Annotated in this window: 13 protein-coding genes; 8 read left to right on the forward strand and 5 right to left on the reverse strand. The window is 63.4% G+C overall.

The features are described 5' to 3' along the window. Nucleotides 1–19 precede the first annotated feature (19 nt). Together NEI07_RS01250 and NEI07_RS01255 are read left to right on the forward strand one after the other, a co-directional pair. Nucleotides 20–409, forward strand: coding sequence for a hypothetical protein (locus NEI07_RS01250; protein ID WP_256032167.1), 390 nt, complete (start codon nt 20–22; stop codon nt 407–409). Nucleotides 410–481: 72 nt separating this feature from the next. After that, nucleotides 482–1,576, forward strand: a complete 1,095-nt coding sequence (locus tag NEI07_RS01255; RefSeq protein ID WP_256032184.1) for an ATP-dependent DNA helicase — start codon at nt 482–484, stop codon at nt 1,574–1,576. 49 nt (nt 1,577–1,625) lie between these two features. Here the strand turns inward: NEI07_RS01255 and NEI07_RS01260 are convergent, their stop codons facing one another. From NEI07_RS01260 to NEI07_RS01270, 3 genes are all read right to left on the reverse strand, one after another. Next, complete coding sequence (locus NEI07_RS01260) at nt 1,626–2,816, reverse strand: hypothetical protein (protein ID WP_256032169.1); 1,191 nt, start codon at nt 2,814–2,816, stop codon at nt 1,626–1,628. A 359-nt stretch (nt 2,817–3,175) separates the two neighbouring features. Further along, entirely contained in the window at nt 3,176–3,679 is a 504-nt protein-coding gene (locus tag NEI07_RS01265; protein WP_256032170.1) for a hypothetical protein, read from the reverse strand. A gap of 24 nt (nt 3,680–3,703) precedes the next feature. Beyond that, complete coding sequence (locus NEI07_RS01270; RefSeq protein ID WP_173370386.1) at nt 3,704–4,276, reverse strand: HNH endonuclease; 573 nt, start codon at nt 4,274–4,276, stop codon at nt 3,704–3,706. Nucleotides 4,277–4,662: 386 nt separating this feature from the next. Between NEI07_RS01270 and NEI07_RS01275 the strand changes: the two genes are divergently transcribed. The 3 genes from NEI07_RS01275 to NEI07_RS01285 all read left to right on the forward strand — a co-directional run bounded on the left by NEI07_RS01275 (nt 4,663) and on the right by NEI07_RS01285 (nt 11,689). Continuing rightward, nucleotides 4,663–5,868, forward strand: coding sequence for an exonuclease SbcCD subunit D (locus tag NEI07_RS01275; protein WP_256032171.1), 1,206 nt, complete (start codon nt 4,663–4,665; stop codon nt 5,866–5,868). Further along, on the forward strand, nt 5,865–9,638 hold the full coding sequence (locus NEI07_RS01280) for an AAA family ATPase (protein WP_256032173.1): 3,774 nt from the start codon (nt 5,865–5,867) through the stop codon (nt 9,636–9,638). The genes NEI07_RS01275 and NEI07_RS01280 overlap by 4 nt, the downstream gene beginning before the upstream one ends. Nucleotides 9,639–9,925: 287 nt before the next feature. Then, on the forward strand, nt 9,926–11,689 hold the full coding sequence (locus NEI07_RS01285) for an OprO/OprP family phosphate-selective porin (protein ID WP_256032175.1): 1,764 nt from the start codon (nt 9,926–9,928) through the stop codon (nt 11,687–11,689). Nucleotides 11,690–11,788: 99 nt separating this feature from the next. On the opposite strand, the gene NEI07_RS01290 is transcribed toward NEI07_RS01285, so the two are convergent. After that, on the reverse strand, nt 11,789–12,439 hold the full coding sequence (locus tag NEI07_RS01290) for a Fe2+-dependent dioxygenase (protein WP_256032176.1): 651 nt from the start codon (nt 12,437–12,439) through the stop codon (nt 11,789–11,791). Nucleotides 12,440–13,193: 754 nt separating this feature from the next. On the opposite strand from NEI07_RS01290, the gene NEI07_RS01295 reads away from it, so the two are divergent. From NEI07_RS01295 to NEI07_RS01305, 3 genes are all read left to right on the forward strand, one after another. Continuing rightward, the gene (locus NEI07_RS01295) at nt 13,194–13,424 is read left to right on the forward strand and encodes a hypothetical protein (RefSeq protein WP_256032177.1); all 231 of its coding nucleotides are present in this window, start codon (nt 13,194–13,196) and stop codon (nt 13,422–13,424) included. Between the two features lie 172 nt (nt 13,425–13,596). Next, a complete protein-coding gene (locus NEI07_RS01300; RefSeq protein ID WP_256032179.1) occupies nt 13,597–15,486 on the forward strand; it encodes an OprO/OprP family phosphate-selective porin in 1,890 nt (629 codons plus the stop codon). Between the two features lie 205 nt (nt 15,487–15,691). Further along, a complete protein-coding gene (locus NEI07_RS01305; protein ID WP_014890019.1) occupies nt 15,692–15,913 on the forward strand; it encodes a DUF2093 domain-containing protein in 222 nt (73 codons plus the stop codon). Here NEI07_RS01305 and NEI07_RS01310 read toward each other — a convergent pair. Continuing rightward, the coding region (locus NEI07_RS01310; RefSeq protein ID WP_256032180.1) for a tetraacyldisaccharide 4'-kinase at nt 15,897–16,289 on the reverse strand (393 nt) is incomplete at its 5' end. The genes NEI07_RS01305 and NEI07_RS01310 overlap by 17 nt on opposite strands.

Here is a 16,289-nt window from a genome sequence, read left to right on the forward strand (position 1 = left end):
ATTCGGCAAGGAGGCGCTCATGACGCCGCTTACGCTTTTTCTCGCAAAGCTGATCGGCGCTTACGCTCTGATCATGTCCGCCTGGATGCTGGTGCGCAGGGATGTGGCGCTGCAGATGATCGAGCGCATTTCTCTTGAGCCCGTCGCCATCGCCTTCATCGGCATGATTCGCCTCGCGATCGGTCTCGCCATTGTGATCGGCCATGACATTTGGAGCGACATGGTCGCGGCGCTCGTCTCGCTTGTCGGCTGGATTACGCTGATCAGCGGTTTCCTGACGCTCTTTCTGCCGCCGCAGACGGTGCGCGACATTTTCGCCCGAATGGCTTATGAAAAGCGCTATCCCGTGTTTACGCTCGTGTCCTTCGCGCTCGGCGCCGGGTTGTTGATCGCGGGCTTCAGCGCCTGACAAGAGTGATAATGGCGCTTGTTCGCCGGCGTCGCCTCCGCCATCGTGACGCCTGGATTCGACACCGTAGCCATGCCCATCTGGACGCCCGAACAGGATCAAGCGCTGACCGCCGTCGCGCGCTGGCTTGAAACGCCCGGCGCGCGGCAGGTGTTTCGGCTGTTTGGATACGCCGGAACGGGCAAATCGACGCTCGCGCGTCATCTCGCTGAACATGTCGACGGCGACGTCGCCTTCGCGGCCTTCACCGGAAAGGCGGCGCTCGTCATGCGCTCCAAGGGCTGCAAGGACGCGCGCACAATTCACAGCCTCATCTATCGCGCGACCGACACTGAGACCGAAGAGCCGTCCTTCGTTCTCAATGACGACAGCGCCGCGGCGCATGCGAAACTCATCGTGGTCGATGAATGCTCGATGGTCGACGAGGAGCTCGGCCGCGATCTTCTGTCCTTCGGCAAGAAGGTGCTGGTGCTCGGCGACCCCGCGCAATTGCCGCCGGTGAAAGGCGGCGGCTTCTTCACCGAGGCCGAGCCTGACGTGATGCTGAAAGAAGTGCATCGGCAGGCGGCGGATAATCCGATCATCCGCCTGTCAATGGCGATCCGCGCAGGCGAAAGCGTCGAGCGCGGCGTCTTCGGCGATACGCGCGTCATTAGCCGTGACGCGCTCGATCCCGCGCTCGTGACCGGCGCCGATCAGGTGCTCGTCGGCCTGAACAAAACGCGGCGCGCCTATAACGCACGCCTTCGCCAGCTGCGCGGCTTTTCGGGCGAGTTGCCGCAGTCCGGCGAGAAGCTCGTCTGCTTGCGCAACAATCGCAAGAAGGGACTTCTGAATGGCGCGCTGTTTACGGTAAAGAGCGCCGGCGCCCTGCGCCGCGGCAAGGTGAGAATGCTGGTGACGCCCGAAGATGGCGAAGCCGCTAAATTTCAGCGCGTCGCGGTCGTGCCGCAACTATTCGGCGCGGAAAGCGACATTCCTTATGCGCTTCGCAAGGATTCGGACGAATTCGATTTTGGTTATGCGCTCACGGTCCATAAGGCGCAGGGGTCGCAATGGGACGACGTGACGCTTTTCGATGAGTCCTTCGCGTTCCGCGAACATCGGGCGCGGTGGCTCTACACGGGCGTGACGCGCGCCGCGAAGCGACTGACGCTCATCATCTGACGATTGGATCGAAGCCCGCTGTCGTCGTCCGTTGCAGCGAAGCTGGGATTTATTTTCCCCAGGCGTCGATGGCGTCAGCGAAGACGCGCTCGCCCGAGGGTCCTTTTTCCATGTTGATCGTCGCCGCGCGGCCGTCGGTGAGCTGCATCGGCAGGTCTATCGCCGCGAGCGACCGCAACAGCAGAATATTGCGCGCCTCGTGGTCGCCGCGCATCAGGCCGATGAGGAAATTATTCTCGGTGATGGGCACGGGGATGCCGGCGACTTTTTCTCCCGACTGTGCGTCGGAGCGGCGCATCTGGATGGGGCCGATGGCCTTGACGCCGCCGATGGGACTGCCGGGTGCCACCGTGAACGACACGTTGATGGTGTGCGAGGCCGAAAGGGTGGCGTCGGTGTTCTTGCGAAACAGCAGAGTCATCTTCAGCTTCGCGTCGGGGACGTCGATGTCGCCGCGGATGGCCGATCCGACGGGTTCGCCGGGCCCGCCGACGTTCTCCAGGCGCCAGACGGCGGAGCCATTGTAGATTTTATCGACTTTTGTGGGCTCGCTGAGGGAGCCGACCCACATCTCCGCCTTTTGCGCCACCGGCACGGCGGGACTGCGCGGAGTCGGCGTTTTGACCGGCTCCCTCTCGCGTCCGACGCGATCGTTGATCTTGCCGCTTTCAGGTCCGTTGGAGGGCGACTGCTCCGGTTTCAGCTTAGCCAAATCCTCGGGCTGCTCGCGAAGCTGCCAGGCGAGCGTTCCGACGACCGCCACGAGCGCCACGACGACGCCGGCGACGGACAGCATGAGACGCTTCGAGCGCTGCGGCTTCGGCGCCGGCGGCAGCGGCGCTGGCGGTCTCTGTGGTTCACGCAGCGGGACATCGTCTTCGCCCGCGACGGAGGAGTGAGGCGCATCGCGCCAAGTCGATTCTGCGCCATCGCTCGGCGCGCGCTCGACGGGCTTGGCCGTGCTGATCGGATGTGGCTTGCGCTGTGGCGCAGACATTCCATCGCGAGATTGTGTCGCTTGCGCCTCGTTTGCGGCGCGCTCCGTTTCGACGCGCTGGATCGCGTCTTCGAGCGCGCGGCCTTCGGCGGCGATGTCGGATTCCGCGACCGGCGGCTGAATCCCGCGCAACTGATTGAACAACGCCTTGCGGGCGCGTTCATAGACCGCTTGGCGCGTGTCCGGCGTGGACTGCGGCAGAGCGGCGACCGCTCTCGCGATCAGAGAATGGTAGTCTGCCATGTTCGGTTAAGAGCACTTCCGGCTTTTGGCGTCAATCCTAACGCCGCCGGAGTCCAAGAAAACCCGGGGATTTCCCGGCGTCCGCGTCATGATCGCATATGCGCCGCAGTTCGCTCGAAGTGTCGCCAAATGGAGATCAAACACTCTTAGCGCCAACGATCGCTTCAGCGCTCATTCTTGCTGCGTTCGCGCGCCGGCGCACCTCTGAGCATCGATAAGACCTCGAGCAAAGAAGGATTCTTGCGACTCGGCGCTCGGCGCCGACGTCCAGACGGCCGGCGATTTGCCGGATATCTCGCGCGAAAATAATTGCGAGGCGCTCGCGTTTATTGGCGCCGCTGCTCCAGGAAGGCTGCGCGTTAAAGCGTCGGTTTGGGGCGCGCCATCTGACGAGCGGGCGGATGCGCGGCGATCAACCAGTAAATCGCCCCTGTCAGAGCACCGGTCAGAAAAAACAACAGCGCGATTCTTAATTCGAGCGGGTTCGCTTCGCGGGCGCGATCAAGTCCCATTGCAGCGCGGGCGATCGACGGCGACGCGCCGGCGAGCGTCGCGCTCGCGCCCGAATACCAGAGGAGCGAGCGTGCGCCGGCGATCTCGCCGATCAACGCCGCGACCGCGAGGGGCGCGACGCAGGTGGCGATGATCATCGCCCAAACGATGAATCCGAATGTCGCCAGAGGATCGCTCCATCCGCCGGCGCGCACATCTTCTTCGACGAAGGCGAATAGGCCGGACGTCGCGGCGGCAAACCCCGCTTCCCGCGTCGCCGGATCAAGGAGCGCCGAGACGATAAGAAAAATGGCGCCGACGCCCACGGCGAGGATGAAGCCGAAAGCCATGACCACGATTCGGCGCATCATTGGAGCCGTCTTTGGCGCGCCAAGCTATGGTTCGAGCACCGAATCCCAATAGAGATAGTCCATCCAGCTTTCGTGCAGGTAATTGGGCGGAAACAGGCGGCCGTTGCGATGCAGGTCCGCGACGCTCGGCTGAAAGGGCGCCTGCGCCGGCGACATATGCGCCTCCTTCGGAAGTCGGTCGCCCTTGCGCAAATTGCACGGCGAACACGCCGCGACGACGTTTTCCCACGTCGTCGCGCCTCCCTTCGATCGAGGAATGACGTGATCGAACGTCAGTTCCTCATGTTCTCCGCAATATTGGCAGGTGAACCGATCGCGCAGGAACACGTTGAACCGGGTGAACGCCGGCTGACGGGTCGGCCGCACATATTCCTTGAGCGACACGACCGACGGCAGACGCATCTCGAAGCTCGGGCTTTTGACGGTCTTGTCGTATTCCGAGACGATGTTCACGCGATCAAGAAAGACCGCCTTGATTGCGTCCTGCCACCCCCACAGCGAGAGCGGGTAGTAGCTCAGCGGCCGGTAGTCGGCGTTGAGCACGAGCGCGGGGCACGCCTGTGGCGACACGGTCTGTTGACGAAAGTGTGCAGTCACCCTGCTTCCTCTCAGATTGAGGAGGGGCCTGTCGGACCGCGCCAAGGTCCAGCCCTTTGCGATGGCGCATATTTTACAGGCACGACGACAGGCTTGTGAAGGCCCGCGCCGCGACTTCCACCGCGGAGGACGGCTTCGCCTTTAGAAAGCGATAAACGCTGGTGAAACAGTAAGCTGCAAGAATCGACTTGGACCTCAAAAGTAATCGGTATGTCTTTGTTTCGACGATTGCTACGCTGATCTATTGCCGCTCGCCTATTCGCAGCCCGTCCTTGGCTGTCAGCTCGGGGTGACCGCCGTCGAAAACCGCGAATTATTTGTCCAAACGCCAGCGCGCCCAAGCGTGGCCCTTGCTCACGGCCGACGGCCTGTTGCCTACTGCTGGAGTGATTCGCCTCCTTCACACGGCCGACTGGCATCTTGGCGCGACGCTGCAGGGCTGGTCGCGCGACGCCGAGCACCGCGACGCGCTGGCGCAGCTTGTCGCCATCGCCCGGGAGCGGGCGGTCGACGCCGTTATCGTGGCGGGCGATATTTTTGACAGCCTCAATCCTTCCGCCGACGCCCAGCGGCTGCTCTACGACACATTGCGCGACTTGCGCGTCGCCTGTCCGCATGCGCGCATCGCGCTCGTCGCCGGCAATCATGACCCGGCGGCGCGACTCGAAGCGCCGCGCGCATTGTTCGAGATGGCGGACGTCGTTTCGATCGGGGCTTTTGCGCGTCGCGATGGCGCCTTCGACGCCCGCGCGCATCTATCGCCCATCCGCGACGCCAGCGGCAAAATTGGCGCACATTTGCTCGCGCTGCCTTATCCGCGCGCCGTGGATCTGCCCGTTACGAGCGGAGGCGGCGCCGCCAGCGCCGTGCGTGAGGCCTATCGCGAGGCGGTTGAAAGCGCGCGGCGCGAAATCGGCGCGGCGCCGCTCATCGTCACCGGCCATCTTCATGTCGCGGGCGCGCTCGAATCGGAAGGATCCGAACGACGGATTCTCGTCGGCGGCGAACACGCCCTGCCGCCCGACGTGTTTTCGCCCGATATCGCTTATGTTGCGCTTGGCCATCTGCATCGTCCGCAATCCGTTGGCCGCGAGACGATCCGCTACTCCGGCTCGCTCATTCCCATGTCGAAGACCGAAATCGGCTATGCGCATGGCGTCAGCATCGTTGATGTCGACGCGAGCGGCGCCGTTGTCATCCAACATGCGCCGATCATCCGCCCCGTCCGTCATTTGCGGGCGCCGGCGAGCGGCGCTCTGCGCCTTGCTGAACTTGAGTCCGCGCTTGCAGCGCTCGATTTGGACGCCTCGGCGCCGATCGACGCCTGGCCATTCGCGCATCTTGCGATCAGGGTCGACGGCCCAGCTGTTGGATTAAAAGCCGAGCTCGACGCCATTTGCGAGAAATTCCCGCTGCGCGTCGTTTCGACCAGCGTCGAGCGGCCGCAAGCGCCGGCGGCGGCCCCGACGCCGCTGCGCCTTGCCGAGCGCAAACCGACGGATTTGTTTCGCGAAGCCTTTGAGCAGGCGCACGGCGTCGCCCCGACCGACAATCATTTCGACTGTTTCGAGCGTCTTCTGCAGGAGGCGTGACATTGCGCATTCTGGCGATCAGAGGCGCTCATCTCGCCAGTCTCGCCGAAGGCTTCGCCATCGACTTCGACAGCGAGCCGCTGCGCTCGGCGGGCCTCTTCGCCATCACCGGAGAAACCGGGGCGGGCAAGTCGACGATTCTCGACGCGATCTGTCTCGCGCTTTACGACAAATTCCCGCGCGTCGTCGCGGCCGGCGCGAGCGAAGGCGCGCCGGATCCATCGGGAGAGACGCTCGGCGCAGGCGACCCGCGCGCAATTCTTCGCCGCGGCGCCGGTCGCGGGTTCGCCGAAGTCGATTTTATCGGCAAGGACGGGCTGCGCTATCGGGCGCGCTGCGACCTGCAGCGCGCGCGCGGCAGAGCGTCGGGGGCGTTGCAAAAGCGCGTCAGGTCGCTGTGGCGAATCGACGAGGCCGGGGAAGTCGTCGCGCCGGTCGAGAGCGGCATAGAGCCCGTCAACGCCCGCGTCGTCGAATTGACGGATCTCACCTTCGACCAGTTCCGTCGCACGGCGCTTTTGGCGCAGGGCGAATTCGACGCCTTTCTGCGCGCCGACGCGAAGGAGCGCGCCGAACTTCTCGAAAAAATCACCGGCGCCGAAATCTATGGCGTTCTGTCGCAGCGGGCCTTTGAACGCGCCCGCGAGGCGCAGCAGGCGACAGCTCTTATCGAAAGCAGTTGCGCCCAGATCGGCGTGATGTCGGAAGATGAGCGCGCCGCGATCGATGCAGACATTGCCGCGACCGAAGCCGAACGCGCGCAAGTCGCCGAAAGGCGCAGCGCGATGGCTGATGCGCTGCGCCGGTTCGACGCCTTGGCTCAGGCGCACGCAAAGCTTGCGCAGGCGATGTCGGCGCGCGAGGGCGCATTGCGGGCGTTTGACGAGATGACGCCGCGGCGGGAAACGCTTGCGGCGCTCGCGCAGGTCGAGCCGTTGCGCGTCCCGCGGGACGAGATGCGGCGCGCCGAGGAAACGCAAAAGGCGGCGTTCGAAGAGGCCGTTGACGCGAAAGCGAAAGCGAGCGCCGAGCAAGAAGCTTTCGCCGATCAGGAGGCGCGCGCGCGCTCGGCTGCAGAGGAGGTCGCCGCCTCGGAAGCCGAGATTACCCGCTTTGCGCCGATCTGGTCCGAAGCGGCGGCGCTCGACGCGCGCATCGCCAATTTGGCGCAGGAGGAAGCGAAGGCGCGGAGCGTCGCTCAGGACGCTGCGTCGCGCGCGCAGGCGAAGCGGGACGAACGCGCAGAAACAATGGAACGGCGCGCCGATATTGAACGCGAGAAGGAGACGGCGCTCGCCGATCTTGCGCGCCTCGAGCCGGCGCGGGCGCTCAGCGAACGCTGGCGAGACATCGACGATTGGCTGACGAAGCGCGCCGAAATCTCGCAAGCCAGGCGGGAATGCGATCGCGCGCTCGCCGCGGCCTTCGCCGACATCGATCGCGGCGATGCCACCCTTGCGGACTTTAACGCGCGCGACGCGCAGGACAGAGCGGCCTGTGAAAAGTTTGCGGCGCAAATCGCGGACCGCGACGGCGCGCTCCTTACCCTCGACGAACCGGCCGCGCTCGCGCGCGCCGATGTTTTGGCGCGCGCCGTCGAGCTGATCGAGGCTTTGCGTCGATGCGCGCGCACATTTGACGAGGCGAACGTCGCTGCGGCTTCCGCGCATCAGGACATCGCCCGCTACGCTCAGGACGAAGCGGCGATTCGACAGAAGCTCGAGGGATTACGCTCGGAGCGCGCGCGGCAGGCGGCGCAAAGCGCCGAGGCCGAACGCTTTGGCGAGTTGGCCGACGCCGCGGCGGATCCCCATGCGCTGCGATTGCGCGCCGCGCTGAACGACGATGCGCCGTGTCCCGTATGCGGCGCGCGCGAACACCCTTTCGCCGAGACGCATGACGCCGCGCGCGCGTTGATTGAAGCGCTGCGTGCGCGGCGCGACGAGTCGCGGCGATCGCTCAGCAGATTGGACGAGGAGATTGTCTCCTTGAGCGAGCCGGCGGCGCAGGCGCACGCGCTCTACGACGATGCATCGCGTCGCTCTGCACAAGCGCAGAGCGCTCGCGCGCGCGCCGAGGCCGAATATGCGTCGTTGCTGAGCGCCGATTGCGCGCGAGACATGGCGCCGGAGTTGGCGCCGCCGACGTCAATTGTGTCAGCCTCGCCGCGGCTGCAATTATTGGCGAAGGAGCTTGCGACCGCGCGGGATGGCGTCGCGCAAAAGCTTCTCGCGGCGCGTCGGCTGCGCGAGGAGCGGGATCGGCTGCGCGCTGAGGGCGACGCAATTCGTCAGGGGCTCGACGCGCGTCAGGAGGAGCGTGCGGCGCTCGCCGCATCGCTGGAGGTGTTACGCGAAGCGCGCGCGCGGGCGAAGGCGGAAGGCGAGGGACTGGTTGAGCGTCTTGAGTCGCTCGATCGGTCGCTTGCGCCTTATCTGCAGCTTTGCAACCTCTCGGCCACGGATCTCGATCGCGACGGGGCTTCTGCGCGCCGCCGGCTCGAGACGGCGGGCGCGAAATACCAGGAGGCGCTGGCGCGCTCGGATGAGGTGGCCGCAAACCTCGCCGCGATCAGTCTCAAGGCGGAGCGCATTGCGGCGGAAGCAGACAGCGCATGCGCCCGCGAGGCCGAAGCCAAAGGCGATCATGAGGCGCGTGCAAGGAGCCTTACTGAGGCGCGAGACGCGCGCGCGCTGCTTCTGGAGGGAGAAGCGACGGCCGCACATCGGTCCCGCGTCGAGGTGCGCCATAGGGCGGCTATTGCGGCGCGCGACGAGGCGCGCCAGCGGCTCGCTGAAGCTCAGCAGTCGAAAACCGCCTGCGAGACGCGTCATGCCCATTGTGCTAGCGCGGCGGAAAGCGCGGCGGCGCGCGCCGCGCAAGCGCGCACGGCCTTTGCCGTGGCGCTCGTGGGCGCTGGCTTCGACGAAGCGACTGCGGCGCCTCTTCTTGCAATGTCGCGTGAAGAGCAGGCGGAGCTGCGCCGCGTCGTTCAGGCGGCGGAAGCCGAGCGCGCGGCGGCCGAGGCCGCCGTCAGAGCGCGGCAGGGCGATTTCGATGAAGCGCAGGCCGTCGCTCCGACGGAAGTTTCACGTGAGCAGCTCGCCGCGGAGGAGAGGAGCATCGCTGGTCGCCTCGACGACTTGTCGGCGCGGCTCGGCGCGATGCGCGAGCGCCGCGCGAGAGACGATGAGGCGCGAGAACGCGCGACAGCGCTCGCCGACGAGCTCGAACGGGCGCGCATAAACGCCAAAATCTGGAGCGAGATCAGTGAAGCCATCGGATCGGCGAGCGGCGACAAGTTCCGCCGCTTCGCGCAGGCCGCGACGCTGCAGCATCTCGTCGCGCTCGCCAATCAGCGCCTGGCGCTTCTTGCGCCGCGCTATGCCCTGGAGCGCTCGGGCGACGCCGGCTCGCTGGGCCTGCAGATCATCGACCGTGATCTTGGCGACGAGCGCCGTTCGACTCGCTCGCTTTCCGGCGGGGAGCGCTTCCTTGCGTCGCTCGCGCTGGCTTTGGCGCTTGCCGGACTCGAGGGGCGCGATTCATTCGTCGACACGCTGTTCATCGATGAAGGATTCGGCGCACTCGATTCCACAACCCTCGATGTTGTCATAGACGCGTTGGAGACGCTGCAGGGGCAGGGGAGGCGGGTGGGGGTGATCAGCCATGTCGATTCGCTCCAGCAGCGCATCGCCACGAAAATCTGCGTCGAGCGGCGAGGCGGCGGCGTCAGCGTGGTGCGGCTGCGGGCGCCGAATTACGCATGATGCGTGATGCCACGCGCCAACCCCGAAAGAAGTAGCCGATCGATTCTTCCCGGGGGATGAGTCGCGCCGAAAACGGCCCGCAGATTTGCGGCGACCAATCCAAAAAAAAACGCTGCTGTTGCGGCAAAGCCACAAAAAACAATGATCAGCCGCCAGAAACTGTGGCGCTGGCGCCACACCTACTGTCCCTTGCAGCGTCACATTACAGCTAGGTCAAAGTTTGTCACGGGTCTGTCATCCAGCGCCGGCTTCACTGTCGCCCGAAAGTTAACCGGGGGAACAAACTTATGAAACTTGGAGTTGGACAACGCGCGCTCGCCATCGCTGCGTTCGGCTTATTTGCGACGGCTTCGGCCTCTCCGGCCGCGGCCGACACCGCGTCCGAACTTCGCGAGCTGAAGGCGCGGCTGCAGCAACTTGAAGCTCAGGTCGCCAAGCAGCGCGCCGAGGTCAAGCGCGCGACCAATGTCGCGAACGCCGCTCAGGCGCATGTCAGTAAGGACGGTCATGGCCATCCGCCGCCGCCCCCGGTCTTCGTCAGCTTCAAGAACGGCCTGTTCGTCGAGACCGAAGACAAGGCCTTCTCCTTCCATGTCGGCGGCCGCGTTCACGCCGACGGCGGGTGGCAGAGCGATCCGGCCAATGGCGACGCGAGCAATGTGCTGCTGCGCCGCGCCCGTCTCGATATCGCCGGCAAGGCGTTCAAATATTGGTATTACCGGACGCAGTTTGAATTTGGCGGAAGCAGCGGCTCCGTAAGCTCAGCCAACGTCCGCGACGCCTGGCTGGCGTTCAAATACCCGCTTTTGACCACCGTTGGACTTCCCTACCAGTGGCCCGTCGTCATTCAGTTGGCCAATCAGTTGCGGCCTCTCGGTCTCGAGGCGATGAGCACCTCGAACTCCGGCATCACCTTCATCGAGCGTTCGATGATGTCGGACGCCTTCAACACGCCAAGACGACATCTCGGCGCGTCGATCTCCAGCGGCGGTCACAATTGGGGCGTCAAGGCCGGCATCTACAGCACCAGTCCGCAAGACTCGTCCATCCGTCCAACCAACAATAAACTGGGTCAGTATTGGGAAGTTGACGGCCGCGCGGTCTTCCTGCCGATTCGCACCGAAGAAGATCTGATCCATATCGGCGCCACGGGCCGCTATTACCAAAACAATGGCGCGAGCGGCGCTTCGAACGACGAGCTCCTCGTCGGACGCGGCGTGCGCAATGAAGCCAACGCGCTCAACACACGTCTGCTCGGCACGCCGGACATGTCGTGCAATCCGGGCGGACCGTTCAATCTCACTGGCTCAGTGTGGGCGGCTAACCCGGCGTTGGGCGGCTCGCTCGTTCAGAACAACTGTCTGAAGAGCTCCGCTCAGTTCAACGTGGAGTTTGTCGCGATACACGGCCCCTTCAGCATTCAGGCCGAATACTCGCAGACCAGCTTCCGCCGCGACTCCTACACGTCGGCCGCTCTACTGATCACTCCCAGCGCTTTGACCGGTGTGCCCGCGTTTCAGGCGTCGCGGCTCGCTGCTGGACAGGGTCTCCAAAGCTCCGCGACGTTTGACGGCTTTTATGCGCAGGCTCAGCTGTTCTTGACCGGCGAAACGCGCATCACCGCCTATACGGACATCGAGCACAACATCAACACGCCCTACACATTCTCGACGGCGCCCAAGATCCTCAATCCGATCAGCAAGGGCGGCTATGGAGCTTGGGAAGTCGCGGCGCGCTGGAGCTCGATCAACCTCGACAACGGCTCGCAAGGCGCCTGGAGCTATCTTCCGGCCTATGGCGCGCTCGGCCTGGTTCCCGGCGTCAACATTCCCGGGGGACTGTTCCCGGCCACTCTCGCCGCGAATTCGGTCGGGCTCACCGGCGGACGGGTCAACAAGATCACGCTGGGCCTGAACTGGTATCCGGAAAAGGGCTACCGCTTCCTGTTCAACTACGGCCGCGTCCTTGCCAATGTCGCGCCATTCAACCAGCCTTGGCTCAGCGCGAACGACACCAACTCCTTCCTCACCCGCGCGGAAGTTTGGTGGTAACAGTCTCTTCCGTCTGACTCTCAAGCAATCCCGCTGGGTTCTCCCGGCGGGATTTTCATTTTGATCTACCTTTGCAGGAACTGGATCCGAGGCGAAATTTCACTCGTGCCACATCCGGATCAGATCGCCGATGATTTTCAGCTGCAGATCGGCGATCGCGTCATGTCCGTTCTTTTCCATATAGGCGCCAAGGACGGAATTGAGATCGCGTAGAACTTTGCGGCGGCCTTCGTCGCGGATGCGGCTCTTGATCCAGCCGACGCAGGCGAGACGGCTGCCGCGCGTCACCTTGGCGACGCGATGCGTCAGGCCGGTCGAATAGACGAAGATGCTGCCGATTTTCGGTTTGACCTTGATGAGCCCGTGCTCCTGCTCGAGCACAAGTTCGCCGCCATCGTAGTTGCTGTGATCCTCCAGAAACAAAGTGAAGGACAGATCGCAGCGCACGCCTTCCATGATCGGCGAATCCGAATGATTGCCGTATTCCATTCCCTCGTCGTAGCGATTGATGATCACGCCGACGAGCTTCTCCGGCATCGCGAAAAGATCGACGCCTGGATGCGCAAGAATGAGCGACTTGATCTCGTCGAGGATCTTTCCCGCTTTGCGGTCGTCGAGCTGCAGATTTCTTTTTACGTTCGCCGCCATGCCGCCGGCCGTGGAGGAGCCCGATACGAACGGGGCGTTGAGAATGCGCTGGCGCAATCGCGCGCACTGGTCTTCATCCAGGAAATCGTCGACCAGCAGCACGTTTTTCGCCTTGCATATTTTTACGCAAACGTACCCGCGCTAACCTCAACGAGACCAAGCCGTTGGATAACGTGGGAGCGGATCACCGCGGCTGATCGAGCATCGCCGCGAATGGCCGAGAGTAGGCCAACACGGCAAAAAATCAATGCGGACAAGGTTTCCGGCGCAGGGAAATCGGTTGGCTTGAATGCGCGTCGAGCACAATATGGTTTCACTAACAGTCGTCGAGATCGCTCGCCACGGCATTCGCAGCTCGGAGACCGGCGCGCGCCATTATATCGAAGCGCTGAAGGCCCCCAACGCTGCAGTCGGCAGTCGCCCGGTTAGGTAAATCCCCGCCAACGGCCGCGCCATGCCCGCCTTACCGCTTTTGCCCTCTCATGAAACTGAAGCTCTGTGAAATATTCAGGCGCGTCTGTTGACGTGTACCCAGTGTGACATAACTGTGACGTGCCGACGTCACTTTACTGGGGAGCTTTCGAATGAAACAGGGCGTGCTCTGCGCGGCGGTCGCAGGAGCTGTTCTATTGAGCCAGTCCGCTCTCGCCGATCACAAGCGTCATGTGTCGCCGAACCGGCATCCGAACCATGCGAGTTGTGAGCGCAGCGGTTGGAACGATCGATCTTGCGCTCATCTCGGCCACTACGGAGACAGCACTCACTACTATTATCACCATGATCGGCGCCGTCATCACGGAATGGCGCTGGACTGATCCGCTTGGGTGAATGCCTACTCAAGAAATGGAGAAAGGTCATGAAGCAGATAATGACGGTAGCGTTTCTCGCCCTTTCTTGCGCGCTCGCGAGCGGCAACGCTTTTGCACAGCGGCGCGCGCCCTGCTGCTATCCGGCTGCGCCGGCATGGCTGCAGTACCAAGAATGGGCCAACGCGCATTATTTGGGGTGTGATTACGTGCGGCAGCTATACAAATACGGCGATGACGTTGACGCGAGGCGCGCCTGCCAGGGGATGATGTTTAACTGACCACCCTTGAGCGGTCCGCGACGTGGCGCCTCCCAAAGCCTTGTTTCCGCCCGTCGAGCCAAAAGCTCGGCAGGCTTACTTTGGCCAAAGGCTGGAGGAGCTGTCGCTAACCATTCGTTAAGGTTAACGCCGCACCCTGTCCGCCCAACGTAAAGGAAATTGCGGGGCGGGCTTGGCGATTCGGCGGGAGAAGCAAGCAGTCGTCCTGGCGGCGATAGGGGCGTTGCTCTCGACAGGCGCTCGCGCATCCGACAGCGCCATCGAGGCGCGATTGCGCATGCTGGAAGCGGAGATCGCCAGGCTTCGTCCGCTGGAAGCCGAGGTCGCCAAGCTGCGTCAGGACGCGCGCAAGGCAAAATCGCAAAGCGCGACAGCGAAAGATCATTCACAGCAAAGCGCATCGAACATCGCCAATGCCGCTGTGTCCAAAGGGTCGTCCGATACGCCCCCACGGCCGCCGGTGTTTGTCAGCTTCAAGAACGGCCTCTTCGTCGAGACCGAAGACAAGGCGTATAGCTTCAAGGTCGGCGGCCGAATTTTACTCGATGGCGGCGGCATCGCCCTGCCGCTTAACGGTTTCGACAACCAGGTCGGCGGCCGGCAGCTTCGCCTCGAGGTCGAGGGCAGGGCGGCGGGCGTCTACTTCTACAAGTTGCAGTATGATTTTGCTGGAACCGCTCAGGTGATCGGCAACAATCAGGTGCTGAGCGGCATTCGCGACGCCTATTTTGGCATCCAAAGCCCGCTGTTCACGTTGCCTTTCGCCAAGGAGCCGGCCTACGTCATGGTCGGCAGCATGTTCGAGCCCTTCAGCGTCGAGGCGATCAATTCCTCAAAATTCCGCGACTTCATCGAACGCTCGCTTGCGGTCGACACCTTCCAGCCGGATCGTCACATCGGCCTTGCAATGGGCGCCTATGGCGACGACTGGACCTTCAAGGGCGGCATCTTCAGCACCAGCTTCGGCGACGCCAGCCAGAATCCCGCTCGCGGCTATCCGGCCACCTGGGGAATTCCGCGTCTTTATATTCCCAACGCGGGCGGCGGGGGGCCTTTTCCGTCCAACACCACCTGGTTCCAGGCCACAGGCGGCGGGCAGTATTTCGACGTCACAGGCCGCTTAACCTATGCGCCGATCCACACCGAGCATGATCTCCTCCACATCGGGGCTTCCGGCCGCTACCATCAGCCAAACGACACCACGGCGGCGAGCAACGACCGGGTCCTTGCGCTGGGCAACCGCGTCAGATCGGAAGCCAATATCCTCGGCCAGGGCCTCATTGGCACGCCGGATCTTTCCTGCGGAACGATCGTCGGACCAGTCCCACAAAATCTCTTCAACAGCTCCGCCTTCGCCGGAAAATGCACCAAGAACGTCGAATCCTTCGGGGTTGAATTGGCGGCGTCGCATGGGCCGTTCGGCATCCAGGCGGAATATTTCGGCGCCTTTTACAACCGCGATCAAAACGCGATCAACCGTGCGACCTATCTATCGGGGGCTTCGGCGGCGACCGGCGTCATTCCCGTTAACGGCTCGATGGTTCCGTTCAATGCGGGAGGACGGTCGGCCTATTTCGACGGCTATTATATCCAGGGCACCTATTGGATCACCGGCGAGGAGCGCGCGCAGTCCTATGATATCCGCGATAAGAACGGCGCGACCTTTAATCAGCTCAAGATCAAAAATCCCTTCTCCGCTGGCGGCTGGGGCGCCTGGGGTTTGGCTGCGCGCTTCAGCTCCGTGGACCTCAACAACGGGCCTTACAACGGGAATACCCTCTATAACCTGCTCGCTTTGACGACATTGGTTACGCCGAACCCATTCGCCCGGACCTACATCGCCAACGCCGGGATCAACGGCGGCCGTCAGCAGAATCTTACGCTCGGCGTAAACTGGTACCCGGACGCGGGCATCGCATTCCAGTTTAATTGGACCCGCGTGATGAACATCGTCGCGCCGCTCAACCTTTACAACGGCGGCCAATTTCCCACTCTGCTCGGCGCCAATTACACCGGCGCGCATCCCAATCTGTTTGAGCTTCGCGCTAAGGTTTATTGGTAAGCGGAGCCGACGCTCGGCCAAACCGCCGCCGGCCGGCGGCGATTCCCGGCGGCGGGCGTTTCCCTGTCCGCCCTCGGATGCTATATCTCGTGAAAGTTAATCCGCTGAGAGGGAGCGTTCGGCTTCGCCGATGAGGTCGCTTGTGACGACGCTCAGGCGCCTGGTGGGGCGTCCATTCCCGCGGCGCTACGGGTTGAGAACGCGCATGAACCGCTATGACCGCCAGCCTCAGCCCGCTGAAGAGGCTGTCGTCGAATATCTCGACGGCGAATATCGCGTGCGCAAGCCCGGCGCCTATGTGCGCTGCGCCGTGACCGGCGAACCAATTCCGCTCGAGGATCTGCGCTATTGGAACGTCGATCTGCAGGAGCCTTACAGCGGGCCGCACGCGAAGCTGATGCGTCTTGGCGTCAAGAAGCCCGATTAAGGATCTTGCGCAGACCGCGAAGCGCCGCGTCCAGAATGACGGCGTCCTCGAAAACGAGCGTGACGGGCAGCGTATCGACGCCGAGCGTCGCAAGCTGACCGCCCATTCGCGCCGCATCCTTTTCCGTCGTGACGGGCCGCGCGCCGTGTTCCTGCCGCAACTTCGATAGCGTCGTGTAATCTCTTTGCGTGAATCGGCAGTGATCGGCGAATGAGACCCGCGCCGCGACTTCGGCGCCGCACGCCTCCAACAAGTTGAAGAATTTCTCTGGCCGCGCGATTCCAGCGAACGCGACGACGCGCGCGCCTTGCATCGCGTCGGCGACGTTCGCATCGGGCGCCAAACGCGCGGCGAGGATAGGTTTGTTCGCGCGCGC

Source organism: Methylocystis suflitae (assembly GCF_024448135.1).
In the GTDB taxonomy this organism is placed as follows: Bacteria; Pseudomonadota; Alphaproteobacteria; order Rhizobiales; family Beijerinckiaceae; genus Methylocystis; species Methylocystis suflitae.